Annotated in this window: 17 protein-coding genes; 9 read left to right on the top strand and 8 right to left on the bottom strand. The window is 41.7% G+C overall.

Features of this window, described 5'->3' with window-relative positions:
• On the top strand, positions 1-1,549 hold a 1,549-nt coding region (aspS, locus tag HMPREF2832_RS06000; RefSeq protein ID WP_070506054.1), incomplete at its 5' end, for an aspartate--tRNA ligase.
• A gap of 75 nt (positions 1,550-1,624) precedes the next feature.
• On the top strand, positions 1,625-2,566 hold the full coding sequence (locus HMPREF2832_RS06005; RefSeq protein ID WP_070505993.1) for a YitT family protein: 942 nt from the start codon (positions 1,625-1,627) through the stop codon (positions 2,564-2,566).
• Positions 2,567-2,601: 35 nt separating this feature from the next.
• On the opposite strand, the gene pulA is transcribed toward HMPREF2832_RS06005, so the two are convergent.
• The 6 genes from pulA to HMPREF2832_RS06035 all read right to left on the bottom strand — a co-directional run bounded on the left by pulA (position 2,602) and on the right by HMPREF2832_RS06035 (position 10,155).
• Complete coding sequence (gene pulA / locus HMPREF2832_RS06010) at positions 2,602-4,671, bottom strand: type I pullulanase (protein ID WP_070505994.1); 2,070 nt, start codon at positions 4,669-4,671, stop codon at positions 2,602-2,604.
• An 8-nt stretch (positions 4,672-4,679) separates the two neighbouring features.
• Complete coding sequence (locus HMPREF2832_RS06015; protein ID WP_013904333.1) at positions 4,680-5,663, bottom strand: LacI family DNA-binding transcriptional regulator; 984 nt, start codon at positions 5,661-5,663, stop codon at positions 4,680-4,682.
• Positions 5,664-5,674: 11 nt separating this feature from the next.
• On the bottom strand, positions 5,675-6,487 hold the full coding sequence (locus tag HMPREF2832_RS06020) for a DUF1189 family protein (protein ID WP_021154118.1): 813 nt from the start codon (positions 6,485-6,487) through the stop codon (positions 5,675-5,677).
• A 144-nt stretch (positions 6,488-6,631) separates the two neighbouring features.
• A complete protein-coding gene (locus HMPREF2832_RS06025; protein ID WP_021154117.1) occupies positions 6,632-7,474 on the bottom strand; it encodes a sugar ABC transporter permease in 843 nt (280 codons plus the stop codon).
• Position 7,475: 1 nt separating this feature from the next.
• On the bottom strand, positions 7,476-8,771 hold the full coding sequence (locus HMPREF2832_RS06030) for a sugar ABC transporter permease (protein ID WP_070505995.1): 1,296 nt from the start codon (positions 8,769-8,771) through the stop codon (positions 7,476-7,478).
• 127 nt (positions 8,772-8,898) lie between these two features.
• Entirely contained in the window at positions 8,899-10,155 is a 1,257-nt protein-coding gene (locus HMPREF2832_RS06035) for an extracellular solute-binding protein (protein ID WP_070505997.1), read from the bottom strand.
• A gap of 446 nt (positions 10,156-10,601) precedes the next feature.
• On the opposite strand from HMPREF2832_RS06035, the gene malQ reads away from it, so the two are divergent.
• From malQ to nrdI, 5 genes are all read left to right on the top strand, one after another.
• Positions 10,602-12,131 (top strand): 4-alpha-glucanotransferase, encoded by a 1,530-nt coding sequence (malQ, locus tag HMPREF2832_RS06040; RefSeq protein WP_070505999.1) that lies wholly within the window; start codon positions 10,602-10,604, stop codon positions 12,129-12,131.
• 43 nt (positions 12,132-12,174) lie between these two features.
• The gene (glgP, locus tag HMPREF2832_RS06045) at positions 12,175-14,433 is read left to right on the top strand and encodes a glycogen/starch/alpha-glucan family phosphorylase (RefSeq protein WP_070506001.1); all 2,259 of its coding nucleotides are present in this window, start codon (positions 12,175-12,177) and stop codon (positions 14,431-14,433) included.
• Between the two features lie 692 nt (positions 14,434-15,125).
• On the top strand, positions 15,126-17,918 hold the full coding sequence (locus HMPREF2832_RS06050) for a GbpC/Spa domain-containing protein (RefSeq protein WP_049495690.1): 2,793 nt from the start codon (positions 15,126-15,128) through the stop codon (positions 17,916-17,918).
• A 425-nt stretch (positions 17,919-18,343) separates the two neighbouring features.
• Positions 18,344-18,859, top strand: a complete 516-nt coding sequence (locus HMPREF2832_RS06055) for an ABC transporter permease (protein WP_049495688.1) — start codon at positions 18,344-18,346, stop codon at positions 18,857-18,859.
• 61 nt (positions 18,860-18,920) lie between these two features.
• Positions 18,921-19,376 carry a class Ib ribonucleoside-diphosphate reductase assembly flavoprotein NrdI gene (nrdI, locus tag HMPREF2832_RS06060; RefSeq protein WP_049495685.1) on the top strand — a complete coding sequence of 152 codons (456 nt, stop codon included), beginning with the start codon at positions 18,921-18,923 and terminating at the stop codon, positions 19,374-19,376.
• A gap of 194 nt (positions 19,377-19,570) precedes the next feature.
• Here the strand turns inward: nrdI and HMPREF2832_RS06065 are convergent, their stop codons facing one another.
• Both HMPREF2832_RS06065 and argS read right to left on the bottom strand, forming a co-directional pair.
• Positions 19,571-19,816 (bottom strand): hypothetical protein, encoded by a 246-nt coding sequence (locus HMPREF2832_RS06065; RefSeq protein ID WP_023919916.1) that lies wholly within the window; start codon positions 19,814-19,816, stop codon positions 19,571-19,573.
• A gap of 153 nt (positions 19,817-19,969) precedes the next feature.
• Entirely contained in the window at positions 19,970-21,658 is a 1,689-nt protein-coding gene (gene argS, locus HMPREF2832_RS06070) for an arginine--tRNA ligase (protein ID WP_021154104.1), read from the bottom strand.
• Positions 21,659-21,762: 104 nt separating this feature from the next.
• Here argS and argR point away from each other — a divergent pair, with 104 nt between their 5' ends.
• Both argR and mutS read left to right on the top strand, forming a co-directional pair.
• Positions 21,763-22,203: an arginine repressor gene (gene argR, locus HMPREF2832_RS06075; RefSeq protein WP_023919910.1), complete on the top strand. Its 441-nt coding sequence runs from the start codon at positions 21,763-21,765 to the stop codon at positions 22,201-22,203.
• Between the two features lie 120 nt (positions 22,204-22,323).
• Positions 22,324-24,873, top strand: coding sequence for a DNA mismatch repair protein MutS (gene mutS / locus HMPREF2832_RS06080; protein ID WP_070506003.1), 2,550 nt, complete (start codon positions 22,324-22,326; stop codon positions 24,871-24,873).
• Positions 24,874-24,947: the final 74 nt, after the last annotated feature.

Here is a 24,947-nt window from a genome sequence, read left to right on the forward strand (position 1 = left end):
ATATGTTGTAGAAGTGACAGGTCTTGTGGAAGCTCGTGAACAAGCTAATCCGAACTTGCCAACTGGAGCAGTAGAACTCAAGGTAGAAGCTATTACGGTTCTTAATACTGCTAAAACAACACCATTTGAAATCAAGGACGGAATTGAAGCCAATGATGATACCCGTCTTCGTTACCGCTACTTAGACCTTCGTCGTCCTGAGATGTTGGAAAATCTCAAACTCCGTGCAAAAGTAACTCATTCGATCCGCAATTACTTAGATGAATTAGAATTTATTGATGTGGAAACACCGTTTCTTTCTAAGTCAACTCCAGAAGGAGCACGTGACTACTTGGTTCCTTCCCGTGTCAATAAGGGTCATTTCTATGCCCTTCCACAAAGTCCTCAGATTACAAAACAATTGTTGATGAATGCTGGATTTGATCGCTATTATCAAATCGTGAAGTGTTTCCGTGATGAGGATTTACGGGGAGACCGTCAACCTGAGTTTACACAGGTCGACTTGGAAACTTCTTTCTTGAGTGATCAAGGAATCCAGGATATCACAGAAGGCTTGATTGCCCGTGTCATGAAAGAAACTAAAGGAATTGAAGTAACACTCCCATTCCCACGTATGAATTATGATGATGCTATGGCCTTGTATGGTTCAGATAAACCAGATACACGTTTTGAAATGTTGCTCCAAGACTTGACAGAGCTTGTCAAGGGTGTAGACTTCAAAGTCTTCTCAGAAGCTCCGGCAGTTAAGGCGCTTGTCGTCAAAGGTGCAGCAGATCATTACTCTCGTAAAGACATCGATAAATTGACAGAAGTTGCGAAGCAATACGGTGCAAAAGGTCTTGCTTGGGTGAAATATGCTGAAGGTGCTTTGAACGGTCCTGTTGCGAAGTTCTTGACAGACTTGACAAGTGGCTTGACAGCTGCTTTACAGTTAGAAGACAAGGATCTAGTTCTCTTTGTAGCAGATACTCTTGAAGTAGCCAATGCAACGCTTGGTGCTTTGCGTGTTCGTCTTGCGAAAGAGCTTGACTTGATTGACAACAATCAATACAACTTCCTTTGGGTAGTGGATTGGCCAATGTTTGAATGGTCTGAAGAAGAAGGCCGTTATATGTCTGCTCACCATCCATTTACACTTCCACAAGCTGAAACAGAGCATGAATTGGAAGGTGATCTTTCAAAAGTTCGAGCAATTGCCTATGATATCGTCTTAAATGGCTATGAATTAGGTGGAGGAAGCCTACGGATTAATCATAAAGATTTACAAGAACGGATGTTCAAGGCGCTTGGATTTACAAAAGAAGCTGCTAATGAACAATTTGGTTTCTTGTTAGAAGCAATGGATTATGGTTTCCCACCACATGGAGGATTGGCGATTGGATTAGACCGCTTCGTGATGCTTCTTGCAGGTGAAGATAATATTCGGGAAGTCATTGCCTTTCCTAAGAATAACAAGGCGACAGATCCAATGACACAAGCTCCTTCTGTCGTTTCTGAAAAGCAATTGGATGAGTTAAATCTTCAAGTAGAAGTAGCAGAGCAAGAATAGGACAAGATAGAAAAGAGAAAGTCTAGGAATCAGTTGCTCTAAGATTTTCCTTTTCTTCTAATCGATGGATTGAAAATGAAAAAAACTCGCTTTCATATGCTATTTCGCTATCATGTGCGGCGACTAGCTTATAACATTAAATTATTGCGCGTGCTGAAGAGCATCTCCCGTGAGAAATACGATGAAAAAGTGTCAGCTTCCTTGCTGTATGGTTTTCTATCAGCGATTGCCGTCAACTTCTTCTTTCAACCAGGACATGTATACTCCAGCGGTGCAACAGGTCTAGCTCAGATTTTATCTGTTCTGAGCCAACGCTTTATTGGCTTTACGATTCCCGTTTCCTTAACCTTTTATGCCATCAATATCCCATTGATGATTGTGGCTTGGTATCAAATTGGCCATAAATTTACCATCTTTACCTTTATTACGGTTTCGATGAGTTCTCTCTTTATTCAGTTCGTGCCAGTGATTACGTTGACCAACGATCCGATCATGAATGCCCTATTTGGTGGGGTTGTCATGGGGACAGGGATTGGTTTTGCCCTTCGGAACAACATTTCCAGTGGGGGAACGGATATTGTCAGTTTGACGATTCGAAAACGAACAGGAAAGAATGTCGGCAGTATCTCCTTTTTGGTCAATGGGACTATAATGTTGATCGCTGGTCTGACTTTTGGTTGGAAGTATGCTCTTTATTCTATGATTACCATCTTTGTATCGAGTCGAGTAACGGATGCTGTCTTTACCAAGCAAAAACGGATGCAGGCAATGATCGTAACGAGCCAGCCGGATGCCATTATTGAAAAGATTCATAAAAAATTGCATCGTGGAGCAACCATTATCCACAATGCGGAAGGAACCTATAACCATCAGGAAAAAGCAGTTCTGCTGACAGTTATTACGCGTGCAGAGTTTAATGAATTCAAATATATTATGAAAAAAGCTGATCCTCAGGCTTTTATCACCATTTCAGAAAACGTTCATATCATTGGACGCTTTGTAGAAACAGAAGAATAAAAATAAAGGTCACCACATTGTGGTGACCTTTATTTTTATTCTTCTGTTTCATGGAGAAGGAGCCAACTATGGGCAGGAATAGAAAGTTCCTTTCCTTTAGGAATAGGCGCTTGGAGGTTGGCATGAGGATAGGCAAATAACAGCTGACTATCACTCGGATGTTGATAGGTCTGTTCTTGATCACCGATATTGACAAGAATCGTTATTTTTTCACGATCTTTCTCAATCGTGTAGATCAAATGATGATCAGACAACCATTTGACATCACAGTAGTCGCGAATCTCTTGCCCTTTTTTCAAACGAAGGAGTGGCTGTGATTTCCGATAAGCAATCAATTCTTCAAGAAAAGCAATTTCTTCTTGGCATTTTGGAAGGGATGTCCAGTCCAATTGATTGAGACTATCTGGCAAGTTATAGGTGTTGTCTTCGAGCCCTTTTGTGCGGTAAAATTCTTGACCAGCATGGATAAAAGGTACTCCTTGAGATAATAGTACCAAATGAAGTGCGAGGCGTGAGAGAGCTTTTCGATCTTCTAGACGAATCTCTTCCTTTTCAAGTTGGAAATAATCAAAAACAGTTGCATTGTCGTGGCATTCGACGTACTGAATGGCTTGTTGCGGTTGGGTGAAATGAGCAGGCCCTAGCTTTCCGACATTCGCTGTTAGAATGTTAGCGAAATCATTCGCAGAATGTTGACTCTCACGACGGTGACCGGCTACAAGTGTTCTCTTGATCGTATCCCGGAAGTTATCACTGAAAAAGCCAAAGGCTGGTAATCGTTTCGCGTTATACTGGTGAGCGAGCTGATCTTCAGAGAGGCCTGTATCCATCTTCCACCCTTCCCCATAGAGATAGATGTTAGGATAGATTTCACGGAGTTCTTCTGCAATCTCTGTCATGGTTGGAATGTCTAGGATTCCCATCAAATCAAAGCGAAAACCATCAAAGCCGTAGAGGGAAACCCATTGTTTGAGGGATTGCTTGATATAGTGTCTCACCATGGAGCGTTCACTTGCTACGTCATTTCCACAGAAGGTTCCATTGGTCCGCTCTCCCTCTGCATTATAACGGTAGAAATAACCAGGAACGATCTGTTCAAAAGCATACTCATCTGCCTGGTAGACGTGATTGTAGACTACATCCATGATAACACTCAGATTGGCCCGGTGATAGGTGTCAATGGTGTCTTGGAGCTCTAGGATTCGTGCATAAGGCTCGTTAGGATCACTCGCATAGCTGCCTTCTGGAACATTGTATTGAACAGGATCATAGCCCCAGTTGTAGGCTTTCCATTGATCCTCTTCATCGACACTACCGAAATCGTAAACTGGAAGTAACTGTACATGGGTAATGCCCAGTTTTTGAAGGTAATCAAATCCAAGGATCTGGCCATTTAGTTGGGGCGATTCTGTCAAGCCTTTAAACTTACCAGGATGCTTAAAGCCAGCCTCTTTTTGGACAGAGAAATCCCGAACGCTCATCTCGTAAATGATTGCTTCTGTTGGGTCTAATTGACGAGTGGCACGCGTGATAGGACGTGTGATCTTCTTCCGGTCGATGACCAAGCTATCTCCAGAGTTCGCTAAAGAGGATAGAGCATAGGGATCATGAATCCGACGTTCTAGGCCATTGACACGAAACTCATAGTGGTAGGCAGCTCCTTCCCAATCCCCTTTGAGCACGAGTTCCCAGACACCGTTTTCTGTACGATTCATCGGATAGACCTGATCTTCGATATGGAGGGTCACATCTTGCGAAATCGGTGCCCAGAATTTAAATTGCGTCTGACGTGGTGTGTAGAAACTTCCTAGATCTTCTCCACTATAGGTGAAGGTTTGATCAAAAATGGGTTTGCGAACAATGTTTCGATAGTGGAGTATAGAAGAATTTCCAGCAGCATCGTAGATGATGTACTCTTCTCCGAGTTCAAGCGGAATAGGGCTTAAGAAATAGTCTCCTGTATCAGTCACCCCACTTGACGTTTTGACAGGGATTAAGGCAAGACGACCTTGGTTTGTTTCCAAATAAAAAGGAAGGATATGCTCCTCTCCTTTTTGGATACGAATCAGGTCTTGGTCATCTAAATAAGCAGTAAATGTAGACATAGAGACTCCTAAAGTTTCGTAATGGTATGGTCAATCAATTGACGGTAGCAAACAGTTTTTCCTTCTTTGTGATCCTTGATAATTTGTAGAATTGTCCGAACTGATTCACGTCCGAGTTCCACCGCATTGATGTCAATATAGGCTTCAATATCGAGTCGTGGTTTGATCGAATCAAAGGAAATAATCGGGATTGTCAGCTGGTGTTCTAATAAGTATTGGCGCACCCCTTCAGCAACGAGAATATCGGTTGTCATGATGGCATCTAACTCTGCTAGGGGAAGGCTCTCCATCATTTGATAAGAATTGTCTTCTAACATAAAACCAAATGAAAAATGAACCAGTTTTTCATCGAGAGGAATCCCTGCTTTTTGAAGGGCTTCTTTATAACCTTCGTAGCGGTCTTGAGATACGAACAGTTCTTTGTTTCCCCCGATAAAAGCAATTTTTCGGTAGTTTTGTTGAATGAAATAATCCGTCGCATCAAATGCAGCCTTGATATTATCATTATCCACTAGCGATACAAAAGGTGAAGCTGCCTTTCCGAGAATGAGGAAGGGGAACTTGTCTTTGATCGCAAATTCAACGAGGGGATCATTCGGGTTGGAATAAAGGAAAATCAAACCATCTACACGATTTCCGTAGATGAGTTGTTTGAGGTTGTCGAGCCGCCGTTCTTCATTTTGCCCCGTACAGATTTGGATGGCATAATCATTGTCTGACGCGATCTGGGTAATCCCTCTTAAAACAGTTGGGAAGAAAGGATTCTGGTAGAAGACGTCACTGTCGATTGGTAGGACCAAAGCAATGACTTGACTAGATTGGCTGACAAGGCTGCGAGCATTAAGATTGGGATGGTAGTCCAATTCGACCATGGCCTCACGGACACGTTTTTTTGTTTCATCACTAATCGTGGATTTGTTTTGGATGACGCGCGTGACAGTTGAAGGCGCGACGCCAGCGAGTTTCGCCACATCTTTGATGGTAACACGCATGAGAAAACCTCCTAGCGGTGATAGTCTGGATCACGGAAGTGGGTCTTATAAAATACCATAGCAAGATAGAGTACAAATAAGACATTTTGGATCATGATCGTCGTAGTAAATACTTGATGGAATAGTAAACTGATGAAGACACTCAGTAAAATAGGGAGTCCCAAGCAATTCAGAATACAATTGAAACATTCCTTGAAAGTTTGTAGTGAAAAGAGTCGAGATTTTCGTGTCAAGTAGAGGAAGAAAGATGCCCCTACGATGAGAATCAAATAATTGACTGTCGATAAGAAGCCAGAGAAAATCACGAGAAAGAGACTGACAGGGAGTCGATTGTCGCGAAACCAATCGCTAGAGATAGCTTGAGTGAAGCTTTTTTTATCCCGAAGGCTCTCTTGATTAATAGCCTGGTATGAGACTGTAGCGAGTTCTTTATTCTCTTTTGAGATAATCAATTGTTTGCGATCAAAATGGAGTGTTAACTCCTTGCCTTCACTAGCCTTTGCCTCTTGGCCTAAGATAACCTGTCCTTTTGAAGTCTTGTGTACAGGGTTAGTCCCTGTATAGGTGAGCTCTTGGTCTTTGATCACGACGTGTTCTTGGATATCTTTCATAACGTCTGTTGATAAAGGATCAAACACATCGCTGACAAAGGTTGTCAAAGGATAGGTTTTGAGTTGAGCATTTTGCAGAGCCACAGGTAATAGTGTGATAGAGATTAGAAAGAAAGAAGTAAAAATCATTTGGAACCAGCTCAGTTTTTTGCGGTTTGCAAAAGAAGAGCGGAAATTGAAGATACTTGCGAAATAATTAAAAGGATAGGGCATAAGATGACCTTTCTAAATATAAGAGTATCAGAAATGCAAAGAGAAATCTCTTTGCATTGATTTTATTCTTAACGAAGGGTAGTAAAGCATCCACCATACTACCCTCAACTTAAAAATAAAATGTGCTTGAAATAAGATTCTATTTTATCCTTTATCTCCACCAGCTGTCAAGCCTGAAACAAAGTTCTTTTGTAGGAAGAAGAATAAGATACAGATTGGAACCGCGATCAAAATAGCACCGGCTGCAAAGAAGGCGATTTTTTGATTTTTTTGGTCACTGATAAAGGTTTGAAGACCAACGGCTACCGTATAGTTCACTTCGTCACGAAGCAAGAATTTAGACAAGATATAGTCTCCGAAAGGCCCCATGAAAGCCCAAAGTGCTTGAACGGCAATCATTGGACGAACAAGAGGAAGGACGATTTGCCAGAAGCGACGGAAGTGTCCAGCTCCATCCAATTTCGCAGATTCATCGAGGGAAATTGGAACAGTATCAAAGTATCCCTTCATCAACCAGGCATTCATTGGAATACCACCACCAACATAAAGGAAGATCAAGAACCAAGGTTGGTTCAAGGCATTCAGCATCAAAGCCATAACGAAGAAGGCTGTGAGGGCTGCCATGGTTGGGACCATTTGAATAATCAAGAAGAAGACCAAACTTTGTTTACGCGCCAAGAAATTGTAACGGCTGTATGCGTAACCTGCGAAGGTAACGATACTTGTTTGTACAATCATGGTGATAATGGCGATAACCAAGGTGTTCATATACCAAGTGCCATAATGGGTTTCAGAGAAAAGTTTTGAGAAGTTATCAAAACTAAGATTGCCACTAAAATCAAGTGTAAAGGCACTGACATTCCCTGATTTGAAGGCTGATAGAACCGTAATCAACAATGGATAAATGATAACGATTGAAAGAACCACCATGTACAGGTAAGTCAAGAAATGATTGAGGCGGCGTTTAAATTGAACTGAATTTTTCATTTTATACATCCTCCATATCAAATGCATGTAGTTTCTTGAAGGCAACCATAGAGATTGAGATCACAATCACAGAGATAATCAAGGTTACCGCTGCAGCCATTGAATATTGAGGAGAAGAATTGGTTGTCAACTTGTAGATCCATGAGATCAAGATATCTGTAGATCCGGCGTTTCCTCCGACAGAACCAGGTCCCCCATCGTTAAACAAGTAAATGATGGAGAAGTTATTAAAGTTGAAGGTATATTGACTGATCAAAGTTGGAGCTGCAACAGCCATAATCATTGGGAAAGTGATGCTGCGGAATTTTTGCCAACCGTTGGCACCATCAATATAAGCAGCTTCGTAAAGATCGTTTGGAATAGATTGAAGAATCCCTAAAGTCAAGACGTAGATGTAAGGGAAGCCGAGCCAACCTTGCATCATAATCAAAGCAATTTTTGTCCAGGTAGGATCTGTTTTCCAAGGAATCAAAACGCCATCTAAGAATGGGAAGATCTTCGCAAACAATGGGATAACTTGTGCATTGATAGCACCGACACTATCGTTAAACATATTTGAGAAAGTTAGGATAGTGATGAAGGCTGGAACAGCCCAAGGAAGCAAGAAGATAACCCCAAAGATTCGTTTTCCTTTTACGAATGGTTGGTTTGCAACAATAGCGGTCAAGATACCGAGTACGATTTGAAGAGTAGAAGCTGCGAGGGCCCAAATCAAGGTCCAGCCAAGAACCGATGTAAAGGCTGAGCGGAAGGTACTCAAGGTCCACATATTAGTGAAGTTTTGGAACCCGATCCAATCAAGCAAGGTTGTTGGAGCGGTATGTTTGAAGTCGTAGTTGGTAAAGGCGATCATCAAAGTTACTAAAACTGGGAAGATAATCGCAAATGTCATAGCAATGTATGAAGGAATAATCAATAAATATGGGAAGCCATTTTCATAGATGGCTTGAACCATTTCTTTCAAGGTTTTTGGAACGGCAATCCCGTTGTTGATGCGTTTAGCAACTGTTCCAGCATCCTTAATATTTAAGGCATAAAATAGGAAGTAAACAACAGTGATGATCAAGTGGAAGGCGCCACGAATCAAGATAAAGAGAGAATTATCTTGTCCACGGACGGTTCCAAGTGTAACCAATTTCGCTAATTCTCCAGCTCCAATTCCTAGGAAATAGGCGAGAAAGAGAATGGTTACGGCAAGAAAAATATAGCCTTTGGTTTTTTGTTTGTTATAAATTTGCCCAAGACCCGGGATCAAAGAGAGCCATATAGCCTTTTTAGGGTTTTGTTCTGTAGTCATTCAAATCTCCTTATAATGTCCTTGCTAGAGAGCAAGAAGACAAGTCAGACAGTAAGTTGTGCTTGAAAATTGAACATAAGAGGTTGGGACTTTGTCTCCAACCTCTTACTCACACCTAAAAACTGTCTTATTTGCTACCGAATTTTTGTTCGATGGTTTCTTTAATCAATTTCACTGCATCGTCAGCAGATGCTTTTGCAGATTTTTTACCACTTACAGCATCGAAAAGCATAGTAGCAGCTGGATCCCAAACAGCACTCATTTCTGAGATATTTGGCATTGGTTGAGCATTCTTGAATTGATCAACAACGGCAGTTGTCAATTCATCGTTTTTGCTAACCGCATATTTACGAGCTTCTGTGTTGGCAGGAACTTCATTGGTCTTGTCAAACAAAGCTTTTTGTTGGTCAGTACTTGTCAAGAAGTCAATGAATTTTTGAGCGCCATCAAGGTTTTTCGCACCTGCAGGGATAACCCAAGCTTTACCACCACCAAAGGCAGAGTATTGTTTTCCGTTTGGAAGAGTTGGAATCGTTGCGACACCGTAGTTTACTTTAGCTTCTTTCAATGAAGCAGCTTTCCAAGGACCATCGATGATAGCAGCTGTTTTACCTTCTTGGAATTGTGTTTGGATGAAGTTAGCAGCAGCTTTTGTATCTTGCAAACCTTTTGGCCATTTAGCATACCAAGTTTTTGCATATTCGATACCATCGATAGAACCTTGGTTGTTCAATCCAATATCTTTAGGATCTGTACCGTCTTTACCAAACACATAACCGCCGTTACCTGAAAGTAAACCGTAAGTGTAGTAGAAGTTTGTCCAGTCAGCTAAGAAGGCAGTTGTTTTACCAGGTTCGCTAGCGAAGTCGTACTTGCTATCTTTTGCAAGATTTTCAAGATCACCAAATGTTTTTGGAGCTTCGCTTACAAGATCTTTGTTATAGTAGAGAACCAATGTTTCGATGACAGCAGGTGCACCGTAAACTTTACCACCGTTTGTTACAAGAGCTTCAGTTGTTTTATCTGTATGGCTATCTTTGTTTAATGTCACTTCAGCCAATTGACCATCGCTACCAAGACCACCTACACGGTCGTATGGAGCCATCATTACGTCTGGAGCTTTTTTAGATTGGTTATCAAGAGAAAGGTTATCCAATCCACCAAGGGCATCACCAGTTTTGATTTTAACTTTTACGCCATTTTCTTTTTCAAAAGCTTTTGCAGCTTCTTCAATATAAGATTTGTAGCCTTTGTCTACATAGACGTTGATTTCTTTACTTGCTTCAGAAGAACCTGAAGAGCTATTGCTACAAGCAGCAAGTAAGAAGCCGGCAAAACCAACTGTACCAAGTACAGCAGCACTACGTAAAATTGTACGTTTCATGATTTATTCCTCCTAAAGAATAAAAAAAGATAATAATTAGAAACCGTTTTAGACAAACGTTTTCCTAAAACGTCTTAAGTATATCACAAGGCGAAAACGTTTGCAAGTAGTTTTAAACAATTTTTTTAAAAATATTTTAATTCCGAACTTTCTTCTATAAAAACCGCTAATTCATTGACATTGCTAATAATAAATACTAAACTAGAAATACGGGGCTTTTAAAAAAAAAGATAAAAAGTTTTTAAGAAACCCCTTGCAGAAAATATGGAAAAAGTTTATAATGACATGGTACGCAAACGTTTTCGCAAAAATTGCGTAAACTGAGTTGCGCCTGTTCGATTTTAACAAAGAGTAGAGCCGCTTGAGAGCTGGATATGACTCTGCAACGATACCCATACCGTGCACCGAATCGCAGGCTTCAAAGAAATAAAAAGAGGTGGTAACCCATGAAAAAACGTCAAAGTGGTGTTTTGATGCACATTTCTTCCCTTCCTGGACAATACGGAATCGGATCATTTGGACAATCAGCATATGATTTTGTTGATTTCCTCGTTCGGACCAAGCAACGTTACTGGCAAATCTTGCCGCTTGGTACAACTAGTTATGGAGATTCTCCATACCAATCTTTCTCAGCTTTTGCTGGGAACACTCATTTTATTGATTTCGATCTTTTGATCGAGCAAGGTTTGTTGACAGAAGCAGACCTTGAAGGAGTGGACTTTGGTCAAGATCCTGCTCAAGTGGATTATGCAAAGGTTTTCGAACAACGTCGTCCTTTGCTTGAAAAAGCAGTTGCGAATTTCTTAAAATCAAGTGATCAAAAAGAATTCCAAGAATTTTGTGAAGCCAATGCTTCTTGGTTGGAGCTCTTCGCAGAATACATGGCTATTAAAGAACACTTTGATTTGAAAGCTTGGACAGAATGGCCAGATGCAGCTATTCGTGCACGTGAGCCAAAAGCTTTGGCTAAATACCGTGAAGAATTGACAGATAAATTGACTTACCATCGTGTGACTCAATTCTTCTTCTTCCAACAATGGTTGGCCTTGAAAGCTTATGCCAACGACCACCACATTGAAATTGTGGGAGATATGCCAATTTATGTAGCGGAAGATTCAAGCGACATGTGGGCTAATCCTCATCTCTTCAAAACAGATGAAAACGGGAAGGCAACTTGCATTGCAGGATGCCCGCCAGATGAGTTCTCAGCAACTGGTCAACTTTGGGGGAATCCAATCTATGACTGGGAAGCAATGGACAAAGACGGCTACCAATGGTGGATTGAACGCTTGCGTGAAAGCTTCAAGATCTACGACATTGTTCGGATCGACCACTTCCGAGGTTTTGAATCATACTGGGAAATCCCAGCTGGTTCCGAAACTGCCGCACCTGGTAAATGGGTCAAAGGTCCTGGCTACAAACTCTTTGCAGCCGTGAAGGAAGAACTCGGTGATTTGAACATCATCGCTGAGGACCTCGGCTTTATGACGAATGAAGTCATTGAGCTTCGCGAACGTACTGGCTTCCCAGGAATGAAGATTCTTCAATTTGCCTTCAATCCTGACGACGAAAGTATCGATAGCCCTCACTTGGCACCAAACAACTCTGTGATGTACACTGGAACACATGATAACAACACAGTTCTTGGATGGTACCGCAATGAAATCGACGATCCAACTCGTGAGTACCTGGCTCGTTATACCAACCGGAAAGAGTACGAATCTGTACCGCATGCTATGCTTCGCACCGTCTTTGCTTCCGTCAGCTTCATGGCGATTGCTACGATGCAAGACTTGCTTGAGTTAGATGGCTCAGCTCGGATGAACTTCCCATCAACTCTTGGTGGTAACTGGTCATGGCGAATGACAGCGGATCAATTGACTCCAGCTGTTGAGCAAGAATTGTTTGATTTCACTACGATCTATCGTCGTGAAAATAAAGACTTGAAAAAAGATGTTAAGAAAGCAGAAAAATAATCTTTCCCTATTAAAATTGTTGAAACAAAGGAGACTTTAAAACATGGAATCATTACAAAAATATGTGATTGATCATCACCAAAAAACAATTGCAGAATGTTCAAATGAAGAATTGTACATTGCTTTGCTTAATTACACCAAGCAAGCAAGCGCTCAAAAGAAATTAAATACTGGTAAGAAAAAAGTTTACTATATCTCAGCTGAGTTCTTGATCGGTAAACTCTTGTCTAACAACTTGATCAACTTGGGTCTTTACGACGATGTCAAACAAGAATTGTCAGATGCTGGTAAAGACTTGATCGAAGTAGAAGAAGTGGAATTGGAACCATCACTTGGTAACGGTGGTTTGGGACGTTTGGCAGCCTGCTTTATCGACTCTATCTCAAGCCTTGGTTTGACAGGGGATGGGGTTGGTTTGAACTACCACTTTGGTTTGTTCCAACAAGTCCTTAAAAACAACCAACAAGAAACGATTCCAAACGCATGGTTGACTGACCAAAGCTGGCTCGTTCGTTCAAGCCGTAGCTACCAAGTGCCATTTGCACACTTCACATTGACTTCTACCCTTTATGATATCGACGTACCTGGTTACAAGATCGATACCAAGAACCGTTTGCGTTTGTTCGACTTGGATTCAGTTGATTCATCTATTATTGAAGATGGTATTAACTTTGACAAGACAGATATCGCTCGCAACTTGACCCTCTTCTTGTACCCAGATGATAGTAACCGTCAAGGGGAATTGCTCCGTATCTTCCAACAATACTTCATGGTATCAAACGGTGCACAATTGATCATCGACGAAGCCATCGAAAAAGGAAGCAACTTGCATGACCTTGCTGACTATGCTGTTGTCCAAATCAACGATACTCACCCATCAATGGTCATCCCTGAATTGATCCGTCTTTTGACAGAACGTGGTATTGGAATGGATGAAGCTATCTCTATCGTACGTAGCATGACAGCTTACACCAACCACACAATCCTTGCAGAAGCCCTTGAAAAATGGCCACTTGAATTCTTGCAAGAAGTGGTTCCTCACTTGGTTCCAATCATTGAAGAATTGGACCGCCGTGTTCGCGCTGAATACAAAGATCCAGCTGTTCAAATCATCGATGAAAATGATCGCGTACACATGGCACACATGGATATCCACTATGGATACAGTGTAAACGGGGTTGCAGCTCTCCATACAGAAATCTTGAAGAATTCGGAGTTGAAGGCCTTCTACGATATTTACCCTGAAAAATTCAACAACAAAACAAACGGGATTACCTTCCGTCGTTGGCTCATGCATGCCAACCCAACCTTGTCACACTACTTGGATGATATCCTCGGACGTGACTGGCACCATGACGCATCTAAATTGGAAGACCTTCTTTCTTATGAAGATAAAGATGCCGTCAAAGCAAAATTGGAAAACATCAAGTCTCACAACAAACGGAAATTGGCTCGTTTCTTGAAAGACCATCAAGGTGTGGAAATCAATCCAAATTCTATCTTTGACACCCAAATCAAACGTCTTCACGAATACAAACGTCAACAAATGAACGCTTTGTACGTGATCCACAAATACTTGGACATCAAAGCCGGAAATATCCCTGCTCGCCCAATCACTGTTCTCTTTGGTGGTAAAGCAGCTCCTGCCTACACTATTGCACAAGATATTATCCACTTGATCCTTTGCTTGTCTGAAGTGATTGCAAACGATCCAGCAGTAGCTCCACACTTGCAAGTTGTTATGGTAGAAAACTACAACGTAACTGCTGCAAGCTACTTGATCCCAGCTAGCGATATTTCTGAGCAAATCTCTCTTGCTTCGAAAGAAGCTTCAGGTACTGGTAACATGAAATTCATGTTGAATGGTGCATTGACACTTGGTACGATGGATGGAGCCAACGTGGAAATCGCTGAATTGGTTGGACGTGACAACATTTACATCTTCGGTGAAGATTCAGAAACAGTTATCGATCTTTATGCCAAATCAGCATACAAATCAGCAGACTTCTATGAACGTGAAGCCATCAAACCATTGGTAGACTTCATCGTCAGCGATGCCGTTCTTGCAGTTGGGAACAAAGAACGCTTGACTCGCCTTCACAATGAATTGATCAACAAAGACTGGTTCATGACTCTTCTTGATTTGGAAGACTACATTGTAACCAAAGAACGCATGTTGGCTGACTACGAAGACCGTGATGCATGGTTGGATCAAGTCATCGTTAACATTGCGAAAGCAGGATTCTTCTCGTCTGACCGTACGATCGCTCAGTACAACGAAGACATCTGGCACTTAAACTAATCAGCTGATATTAGACCATGGTTCTTAGAGCCCTGGTCTTTTTTATAGAATTGGGGGAGGAAATTGGAAAGGACTAGAGATTGGGAGGAGCGTAGCTACAGATGGTGCATGAGTGTGGGAGGAGATTTTCTTTCAATTTGCCCTTGATTTTCATGTTGCTTTCTGAAATAAAGTGAAGGAGACATCGAAAAAGAAAAAACGATGTGCTCGTTTTTCGAAATAAAAGGGAATAACCGCCCCCAAAAAATAGCTCTAACTAAGGTCTAGGTAAGGGGTTTCAAGCAATGGCTGATTCCTTAAAATTTATTGTTTTTTTGAATTTTACGGACCTAAAAAGGGAGAATGTTACATAATTTTTTATTTTGTAGGTCAAATCTAATCTATTGGTATAAAAAAATACTTCCCCTTAAAAAGCCTTCTGGTGAAATTTATAAAAAGAGGAAGCGGCTTAAAAACCTTTGAAAATAAAGGTTTTTTCAAGCCTGTTTACATATATTTTCAACCAAAAGATGAAGAAGAACTTGAAAGTTTGGCGTTTCAAGTTGTTATATATTTAAAGTAAAATAAAATAAAAAATTAAATCAACACATATTTTATAATGGTTGATTGTGGTACAATAGAGTCAACTGAAAGTAGCATATTTTTGCCTCTACAGTGAGATTTTTTTAAACATAAAAAGGAGAGTTTTGAAAATGAAAAGCTATCGTGAACATGTTTCGAAGCAGGAAAAATTTTCAATTCGTAAGTTATCAGTCGGTGTTGTTTCATTAGCCATCGCTGGATTGGCTACTGTTAATACCTACGGAGCAGAAGTGAAAGCAGATGAGGCAACAGCGCCTGCAACTGAAGCGACTACTACGGATACAGCAACAAGCGATGCAGCTGTTGCAACAAGTTCTAAGTTGACATCTACAACTGTGACAGAAGGAAATAAAACAGTTACGACTACTTATGTAGAATCACCAGAACTTGAAAAAGCAAAAGCTGATGCAGCTACAGAAGGTGTGACCGTTACAGAAGAAGCTGAAAAAGTCCAACCATCTATCGCAGCAGCAGAAGCAGATAATAAAGCTCAAACAGCTGAAATCAACACAGTCGTTGAAAACTACAAAAAGGCCAAAGCTGAGTATGAAGCAAAATCTCAAGAAATCACATTGGTTGAAAAGAGAAATGCAGAAGCAGAAGCGGCTTACAAGAAACAAGTAGAGGACTACAATACCCAACAAGCAGCTTATAAAGCAGCCTTAGCAGCATACAATCAGCAAAAGGCAGCTTATGACGCCAAATTAGCAGAAAAAGCAGCAGCAGATAAGGCCAATGCAGAAGCAAAAGCTAAGTATGAAGCAGAAATGGCTGTTTACAATACAGCTAAAGCGCAATACGATAAAGATTTACAAGAATACCAAACTAAGAAAGCGCAATACGATAAAGATAAAGAAGCTTATGATCAATTGGTAGCGAAGAAAGCAGAAGAAGATGCTGCCAAGGCTCAATACGAAGCTGATCTTAAAAAGTACAATGTTGAAAAAGCACAGTACGAAAATGATTATATTGCTTATCAAAAGAAATTAGCTGAATACGAAATTGCCAAAAAACAATATACGGACGCGAAACAAGCATACGACAAATATATGACAGACAATGCGTATGCTGACCTTAAAAATGTTTCAACTGTTCAAGATTTGACCTTCCAACGTGAAGGTGGTGCAACTCACACCATTGACGGCATCAGCACTTATCTTACTCGTGATGCTCAAGCTCGTTTAAATACAAGCAATGTCCATCAATATGATTCCAATAAATTGGAAGCTTCAGATATTGTAGCGACTAGTCCTTGGGCCAATAATGAAACTGAGTACATTCAAGTGAAGGAAGGCGATAAATTTGTCGTTACTTATGATAACTTGAATCAGTCTAGCATGCGTGAAAATACGGATATGCATCCAATCAAACGTGTGATTTACCGTTATGAGATTTTAAGTCTTCCATCAAATGATGGCAAAGGAATTGCAGCAGTCAACGCAGATCCAACGGTAACCATGACAGTGGGTGCTTCAACAGATAAAGACAAACCTGTTAAAGTTGCTGTTGATGTTGAATTCTATGATGGTGATGGCAATAAGTTTGATTTGACACAGCACAATGCGATTGTCGCTTTGAACTCCCTCAACCACTGGACAGGTGCATCCTATGTAGATAGTGGAGATAAACCTCGTGCCCTTACAGTAGAAGCCAAAGATAAAGATGGCAACACTGTTCGTGGAACTTGGGATCCATATGCAGATGGTTCATCCATGAGCATTGAAAACAATGAAGTGAAGGTTAAAACAGGAAAAGCAGACTTTGGTACTGCAACTGTTTCCATTTCAGCAGACAACCCTCTCAAAATTGTGACTCAGAAATATGGTTATGTTAAAGATGACACAGGTAAATGGGTTCCTGGTACGACACCTGAGAAGGAAGAAGTAACGGATGCGTTAACTGCAAATGCTTCGGGTTCAGGAAGTGTTCATTCTATTGGTACAGAAGAATTTACCTTTGAAGGTAAGGATGATGTTATCGGATCATACAAAGTAGATGCAACTACAGGTCAAATTACGTTCACACCTAAGAAGAAATTTGAAAATGTGGAACACCAAGAGTCTGTAAATGTTGGAAATAATAAATTTATTCCAATTCCAAACTCAAGTGTTTCTTATGATGCTGCTACTAAAGAAGTAACTTCCTTTAAAGATAACCAATATATTGAACATGGATCTGTCTTTAACGGTGAATCTTCAACAACTCTTGAAGGTTGGGATAATCCATCTTCTCCATACCTCTATTATGGTGGAGCAGGCTTGAAGATGTCAGATGGACACTTAGTCTTTACGGCTAATGGTGCCAATGCGGCTGGTCAACCAACGGTTTACTGGTTTGCCATCAACTCAAATGTAAGTCTTCCTAAAGAGCCAGGAGAAGAACCGAAAGAGCCAACAAAACCAACCGAACCAAAGGCTCCAACTCCACCAACCCCAACAGTTGTGGAAGTGCCTGCAGAGCCAAGTAAACCAGAAGAACCTAAATCACCAACTCCGCCAACAGCACCTAAGTACACTGTGATTACGGTTGATGTGAAGGAACCAAAAGCTCCAACTCCACCAACAGAGCCAACCCCACCGACTCCTGAAGTCGTTCCAAATACGAATCCGGTGAAACCGGAAGCTGAAGTGAAATGGCATAAGAATAAAGTGGTAACGGAAACAGACATTCCAACTCCACCGACACCAGTCCCTCCAACCCCACCAACACCATACAACCCACCAACACCAATCGTTCCACCGACTCCAGAGGTTCCAAAAGAACCAACTCCTGAAGTTCCGGAACAGCCTGTACAACCTGCACTTCCAAATACAGGTACAGAAAGCTCAGCTGCAGCTGTTCTTGCAGGTGCGATGGCTGGATTACTTGGATTGAGTCTTGCTCGCAAGAAAAAAGAGGATTAATTCTTATCCCTTTCGTTCATTCATCTAAATAAAGAAAGTCAGAAGGCAAGTCCTTCTGGCTTTTTTGATGGGAGTGATGACCAAATAGTTGTGAAAAAGGACAGAATAGTTTTTGGATAAGGAGGGGAAATGGCTTTTTTAGACCAAATCGTGTCCAAATGAAGCAGAATAGAAATGGATGACACAAGAAGAAAATGAGATATACTGGTGGTGTTCGAATGAAAGTTTACAGGACTCCGTTATATCTCTAATCTTTCCAATGATACATTTGCGATGTCTTTTTCATCTTTTGCACACATTACTTTTCCAAATGAATTTCATTTGAACGTATCAGTGATCAGGCAAGTGCTTCCACGGTTTTGAGGCGCTTGCCTTTCTATCTGTATCGCGATATAATAGGGTGTAAGAAATGAAAAGGAGTTTGTATGAAAAAGAAACCTATCTATCTGTATATCCTGTTATTTTTCTCAACGGTTGGAACCCTGACTTCAGCTGTCTCAACCTTTGGAGCTTCAAAGAGTTTTGAACTAACAGATGACTTTGCAAAACAACTTGGCTTAACGACAGCTCAAGATAAGGCGGACTACTTAGCATATTATGGCAAATCAGTACAAGCCAATCAGTCTCCGCTTGCCTTTTTATTTGTTTCCCTGATTCTTATCGCTTTGCTTGCAACTTTCTATTTCCTCTTTATGAAGGAGGATCTGCTAACAGCCCATTATACTTATTTGGGGCAGATTTTGCTAAACCAAGTATTCTCTTGCTATAATTATCTTGCAGGACGTCCACTATTAGCTAGTTTTTCAAACTCAGCGCTTCGTCAACGATATCTAGCATCTTCATTCCTTGCTTTGTTACTCTTGACCGCTTTGAACCTTCTCTTTTTTGGGATTATTTTATATAAAACCTGGCATCTGAGAAAAGCTCAAGCTACGGCTTAATAGATGATTGTGAATGGAGCTCTCTTAGAGGATAAGAGAGCTTCTTGATTGGAGAAAAAAGATGAAAGTATCCTTTGTTTATATTAGTCTGAGTGGGAACACAGAGAGTTTTGTCCGCCGTTTAAGTGACTTTTTGCTAGAAGCCCATCCCGGACTTGAAATCGAGAAAGTGCATGTGAAAGACCTGGTCAAAGAGGGCCAGCCCTTCTTTGAAATGACCAATCCTTTTATCACTTTTTTGCCAACCTATTTGGAGGGTGGAAATGGTGTTGACAATGGCGATGTGGAAATTTTGACGACAGATGTTGCGGATTTTATTGCTTATGGAGACAACGCCAGCAAGTGCTTAGGAGTGGTTGGATCAGGCAATCGGAATTTTAACAATCAATATTGTTTAACCGCTAAGCAATACAGCCAACGCTTTGGTTTCCCTATGTTAGCTGATTTTGAAATGCGGGGGATGTTGGGAGATATTAAAAAAGTAGTCGCCATTGTAGAAGATTTGTATCATCTTTAAAATAAAGAGAGGCTGGGACAAAAGTCCTAGCCTCTTAATTGTTTTTGGATTGTCGAGCAAGACGCAGTGGTTGAGTGGGCTCTACTACGCTGATTTCATCAGCTTTTACAGCCCTACTCAACTGTGCGGAGGCGGGACAAAGAAATCGAATTCTAACGAATTACCGATTTCTGTCCCCCTCTCTCTTTTACGCTTTATTTTAATTTTTCTGTGATTTCTTTAGCAAGTAGGAGCCCCAATCGATAGTCTTTATTGATGGCATGGATGACATCGTTGATATTGTCGGTTTCTTGGATTTTTTCCTTGATGCTATCTTTGAAAGCTTGATCTTTCAAGAGTTGCTCTTGTAAGAGCCGTTGTAGTTTTTCTCTTTCGTACTTGTTAAATAAAAAGAGAACCACTAAACTGATGAGTATTAAGATGTAAACGGTTTGATTCATAGATTTCTCCTGTATATAAAGGATCTGAAAATGTAGAGAATGAAGGGCATTGGACATGAGAAAAGGAGTGAGAAAGAACTAAATTGAATCGCATTTAGTTTCTCCTCTCACTCCCATAAGAGATGTTCTACTTATCAATCATTAGATAAGAAATTACATTTTCTCAGGTGCATCGACACCAAGTAAGCGAAGGGCTTCTTTTAAGACTACTGCTGTTGAGTAGCTAAGAGCAAGACGGCTTTCGCGTTCTGGGCTTTCATCCAAGATACGAGTGTGTGCATAGTATTTGTTGAAGGCTTGAGCCAAATTGATAGCATATTTTGCGATCAAGGATGGATCATAGTTTTCAGCGGCACGTTTGACAACACGAGAGAAGTCTTGGAGAAGCTTGATGATTTCCCAGCTTTCAGGATCGCTCAAGCTGTATGTCGCATCTGTAGATGGTGTGAAGTTGGCTTTGCGAAGGATGGATTGGATACGAGCGTAAGCGTATTGAACGTAAGGTCCAGTTTCTCCTTCAAAGGATACCATGGCTTCGAGGTCGAAGTCATACCCATTGCGGCGGTCTGTCTTCAAGTCGTAGAATTTAACCGCACCAACACCGACTGCATGTGCCACTTCTTCCTTGTTTTCCAATTCAGGATTCTTTTCTTCGATCTGCGCTTTGGCACGAGAGATGGCTTCTTGAAGAGTTGGTTCGAGAAGGATGATATTTCCTTTACGAGTTGACAATTTTTGGCGGTTTTTTGTCACCAAACCAAAGTCAACGTGAACCATATCGTCGCTCCAGTCAAATCCCATTTTCTTCAGAACAGCTTTCAACTGACGGAAGTGGTTGGATTGTTCTTGACCTACAGCATAGATGTTTTTCACAAAGTTGTAAGTCCGTGCACGGTAGATAGCGGTTGCGATATCACGCGTGATGTAAAGAGTGGCACCGTCTGATTTCTTAATCATAGCTGGTGGAAGGTTGACATCATCCAACTCAACGATGCTAGCACCCTTAGACTCTTTCAACAAGCCTTTGTCTTCAAGGATTTGGACAGCTTCATCCATCTTGTCATTGTAGAAAGCTTCTCCGTTTAAGCTGTCAAATTCAACACCGAGGAGTTTGTAGATACGGTTGAATTCTACCAAGCTTTCGTCACGGAACCATTGCCACAATTCAGTCGCTTCTGGATCCCCATCTTCCAGTTTCTTGAACCAGAGACGTCCTTCATCATCAAGCTCAGGATCGTTTTCGATTTCAGCGTTGATCCGAACGTAAAGTTTTAGCAATTCATCGATTGGGTTGGCTTCGACAGCTTCCTTGCTACCCCATTTTTTGTAGGCTACCATCAAGAGACCGAACTGTTTACCCCAGTCCCCCAAGTGGTTGATTTTAATGGTGTTGTAGCCCATTTTGCGGAAGATGTTTGAAAGAGCATCCCCGATAACGGTTGAGCGCAAGTGACCAACTGAGAATGGTTTTGCGATATTTGGACTTGAAAGGTCGATGGTAATGTTTTGGCCATGACCTTCGTCTTGTTGACCGTAGTCTGCCCCTGCTTCGATGACGGATTTGATTACCTGATCAGAGATCTTAGATTTGTCTAAGAAGAAGTTCACGTAAGGTCCAGTTGCAACGACTTTTTCGAAGGCGCTTTGGTCGATCTTTTCAGCAATATCTGCAGCAATTGCTTGAGGAGCCTTGCGTTCCACTTTTGCAAGTGAGAAGGCTGGAAAAGCAATGTCGCCAAGATCAGATGATTTTGGTTGTTCAAGCAAGTTTAAAATAGCATCTTGGTCAAGAGAGTCAATCACTTTGGCCAATTCACTAGCAATGAGTTCTTTATTGTTCATATTAGCTCCTTAGTCCTTTTAACTATTATTTTAACACAATTCTGAGCGAATTTTCAATTTTTTTGGTATAATTTAAAGTATATTTATTCAAAAGTGGAGGTCCAATGAAAAAGACAGAACGTCACCTTTTGATTCAACAAATGATTCGAAATGAAAAATTATCGACTCAAAAAGAGATTCAGGATCGATTAGAAGCAAAAGGCATTGCTGTAACGCAAACAACTCTGTCACGAGATTTGCGAGATCTGGGTCTAGTCAAGGTGAAACGAAAAGACCAGTTGTATTATATTTTGCCAAATGAGCCTGAGGTGGCAGAGATTTATATTATGTTGTCCAGTCACGCCAAGTCTGTCTCACGAGCAGAATTCACCTTGGTCTTGCGGACAGAGCTAGGAGAAGCAGCTCTCTTGGCCAATGGTGTAGATGAAATGTCAGATGAGCGTATTTTGGGAACAGTAGCAGGGGCCAATACCCTCTTGATTGTCTGCCGTGACCAAGAGGCAGCCATTGAAATTCAAAATGAAATTTTAGGGATGATGCAGTAATCAAGCCCCGTTGGAGAGAAAGAGAGATGTCAAAAGGAGGAAGATAGTGAGCTATCTACTCCTGTTTTCATCTATGGAGCTTGCGTCAGAAAATGATGCAAGAGTAAGGAATAAAGAAGTATGGCAGTAGAGAAAATATCCCCTGGAATGCAGCAGTATCTAGATATCAAAAAAGACTATCCGGATGCCTTTTTGCTGTTTCGAATGGGAGATTTTTACGAATTATTTTATGAAGATGCAGTGAATGCAGCTCAAATTTTAGAGATTTCCTTAACCTCACGGAATAAAAATGCAGAGAATCCAATTCCTATGGCGGGTGTTCCCTACCACTCGGCCCAGCAGTATATTGATGTTCTTATTGAACAGGGGTATAAGGTCGCGATTGCAGAACAAATGGAAGACCCCAAAGAAGCCAAGGGGGTCGTTAAGCGTGAAGTCGTACAGGTGATTACGCCGGGTACAGTGGTGGATTCGACCAAGCCAGATAGTGAGAATAACTTCCTGGTTGCCTTGGATCGTTCAGGGAATGAGTATGGGCTAGCCTATATGGATCTGGTAACAGGGGAGTTTCAGGTGACGACCCTCAATGACTTCACTATGGTTTGTGGAGAAATCCGCAATTTACGTGCGCGTGAGGTGGTCCTGGGTTATGAGTTGCCAGAACAGGAAGAGCGTGTGTTTATTAGCCAGATGAATCTTTTGCTGTCACATGTAGAGACGGCGCTTGACGATGTTCAACTCTTAGGGGATCAGTTGAGTGAGCTCGAAAAGAAAACGGCTGGAAAACTTCTCCAGTATGTCCACCAGACACAAATGCGGGAATTGAGTCACCTCAAAAAAGCCCATCATTATGAGATTTGCGATTTCTTGCAGATGGACTTTGCGACCAAGGCTAGTCTGGATTTGACAGAGAATGCACGGACTGGGAAGAAACATGGTAGCTTGTATTGGTATTTGGATGAAACCAAGACGGCCATGGGCGGTCGTTTGTTGCGGTCCTGGATTCAGAAACCCTTAGTCGATTTGAAACGGATTCGAGAGCGCCAGGACATCATTCAGGTCTTTATGGATCATTTCTTTGAACGGAGCGATTTGACCGACAGCCTCAAAGGGGTCTATGACATTGAACGCTTAGCGAGTCGGGTTTCCTTTGGTAAGATCAATCCTAAGGATCTCTTGCAGCTAGGAGATACTCTGGGGCATGTGCCGACGATCAAGTCGATTCTACTGGGAATTGGTGATCCGGTCTTAGATGTCTTGATTGCACGCTTGGATGAACTTCCTGAGTTGCACCGCTTGATTACCTCAGCTATTGCTCCGGAAGCGTCTGCTGTTATTACGGAGGGAAATATCATCCGAACTGGGTTTGACGAGCAATTGGACCAGTACCGTGTCGTTCTTCGAGATGGTACTGGTTGGATTGCTGAGATTGAAGCCAAGGAGCGCGAAGCCAGTGGCATTACAGGTCTAAAGATTGATTACAACAAGAAGGATGGCTACTATTTCCATGTCACCAATTCTCAATTGAGTCACGTTCCTGCTCACTTTTTCCGCAAGGCGACCTTGAAAAATTCAGAACGCTTTGGTACGGAGGAATTGGCACGTATCGAAGGAGATATGCTAGAGGCGCGTGAGAAGTCTGCTAATCTGGAATATACGATTTTTATGCGGATTCGTGAAGAAGTTGGCAAGTATATCCAACGTCTGCAACAGTTAGCTCAGGCGATTGCGACGGTTGATGTTTTACAAAGTCTAGCCAGTGTCGCTGAGTCGCAACAGTTGAATCGTCCCCTTTTTCATGAAGAACGACGAATCGCGATCGACAAAGGCCGCCATCCGGTTGTTGAGAAAGTGGTGGGAGCCCAGTCCTATATTCCTAATAGCATCTTTATGGATGAAGAACGGGATATTCAGCTGATTACTGGGCCAAATATGAGCGGGAAGTCTACCTATATGCGCCAATTGGCGATCATTGTGATTCTTGCCCAGATTGGCTCCTATGTTCCAGCGCAAAAGGCCGAGTTGCCAATTTTTGATGCGATTTATACTCGAATCGGAGCTGCTGATGACCTGGTATCGGGGCAGTCTACCTTCATGGTGGAAATGATGGAAGCCAATCACGCCATTCGCAAGGCGACGCCCCAGTCCTTGATTTTATTTGATGAGTTGGGACGGGGAACGGCGACCTATGATGGGATGGCCCTCGCCCAGTCCATCATCGAATATATCCATGATCGGACCGGAGCCAAAACCTTGTTTGCGACCCATTACCATGAGTTGACGGCTCTCTCAGAGACCTTGTCCCGTTTGGAAAATGTCCATGTTGCGACCTTGGAGCGAGATGGTCAGGTTACCTTCTTGCACAAGATTGAACCTGGCCCAGCAGATAAGTCCTATGGGATTCACGTGGCCAAGATCGCTGGTTTGCCAGAAGAATTGCTGAAGCGGGCGGATGCGATTTTGACCAAGCTCGAAGGACAAGCCCAGCAAGTACCGCTTGTGGATGCAACTCCTAAAAAGGAAGTACCTTCGCAGGTTGCTGAACAAATGTCCCTCTTTGAGGAGGAGGCAGAAAATACGGTGATCACAGAATTGAAGAATCTGGATCTCTACAATATGACTCCGATGGAAGTCATGATGGCAGTCGCCGAATTGAAAAAGAAATTATAAAAAGGGAGTGGGAAAGAACTCCAATATAAAAAAGGTTGAAAAGGTTCCCCAAACCTTTTCAATCTTCCCACCCC

This window comes from Streptococcus sp. HMSC073D05 (genome assembly GCF_001812015.1).
Lineage (GTDB): Bacteria > Bacillota > Bacilli > Lactobacillales > Streptococcaceae > Streptococcus > Streptococcus parasanguinis_D.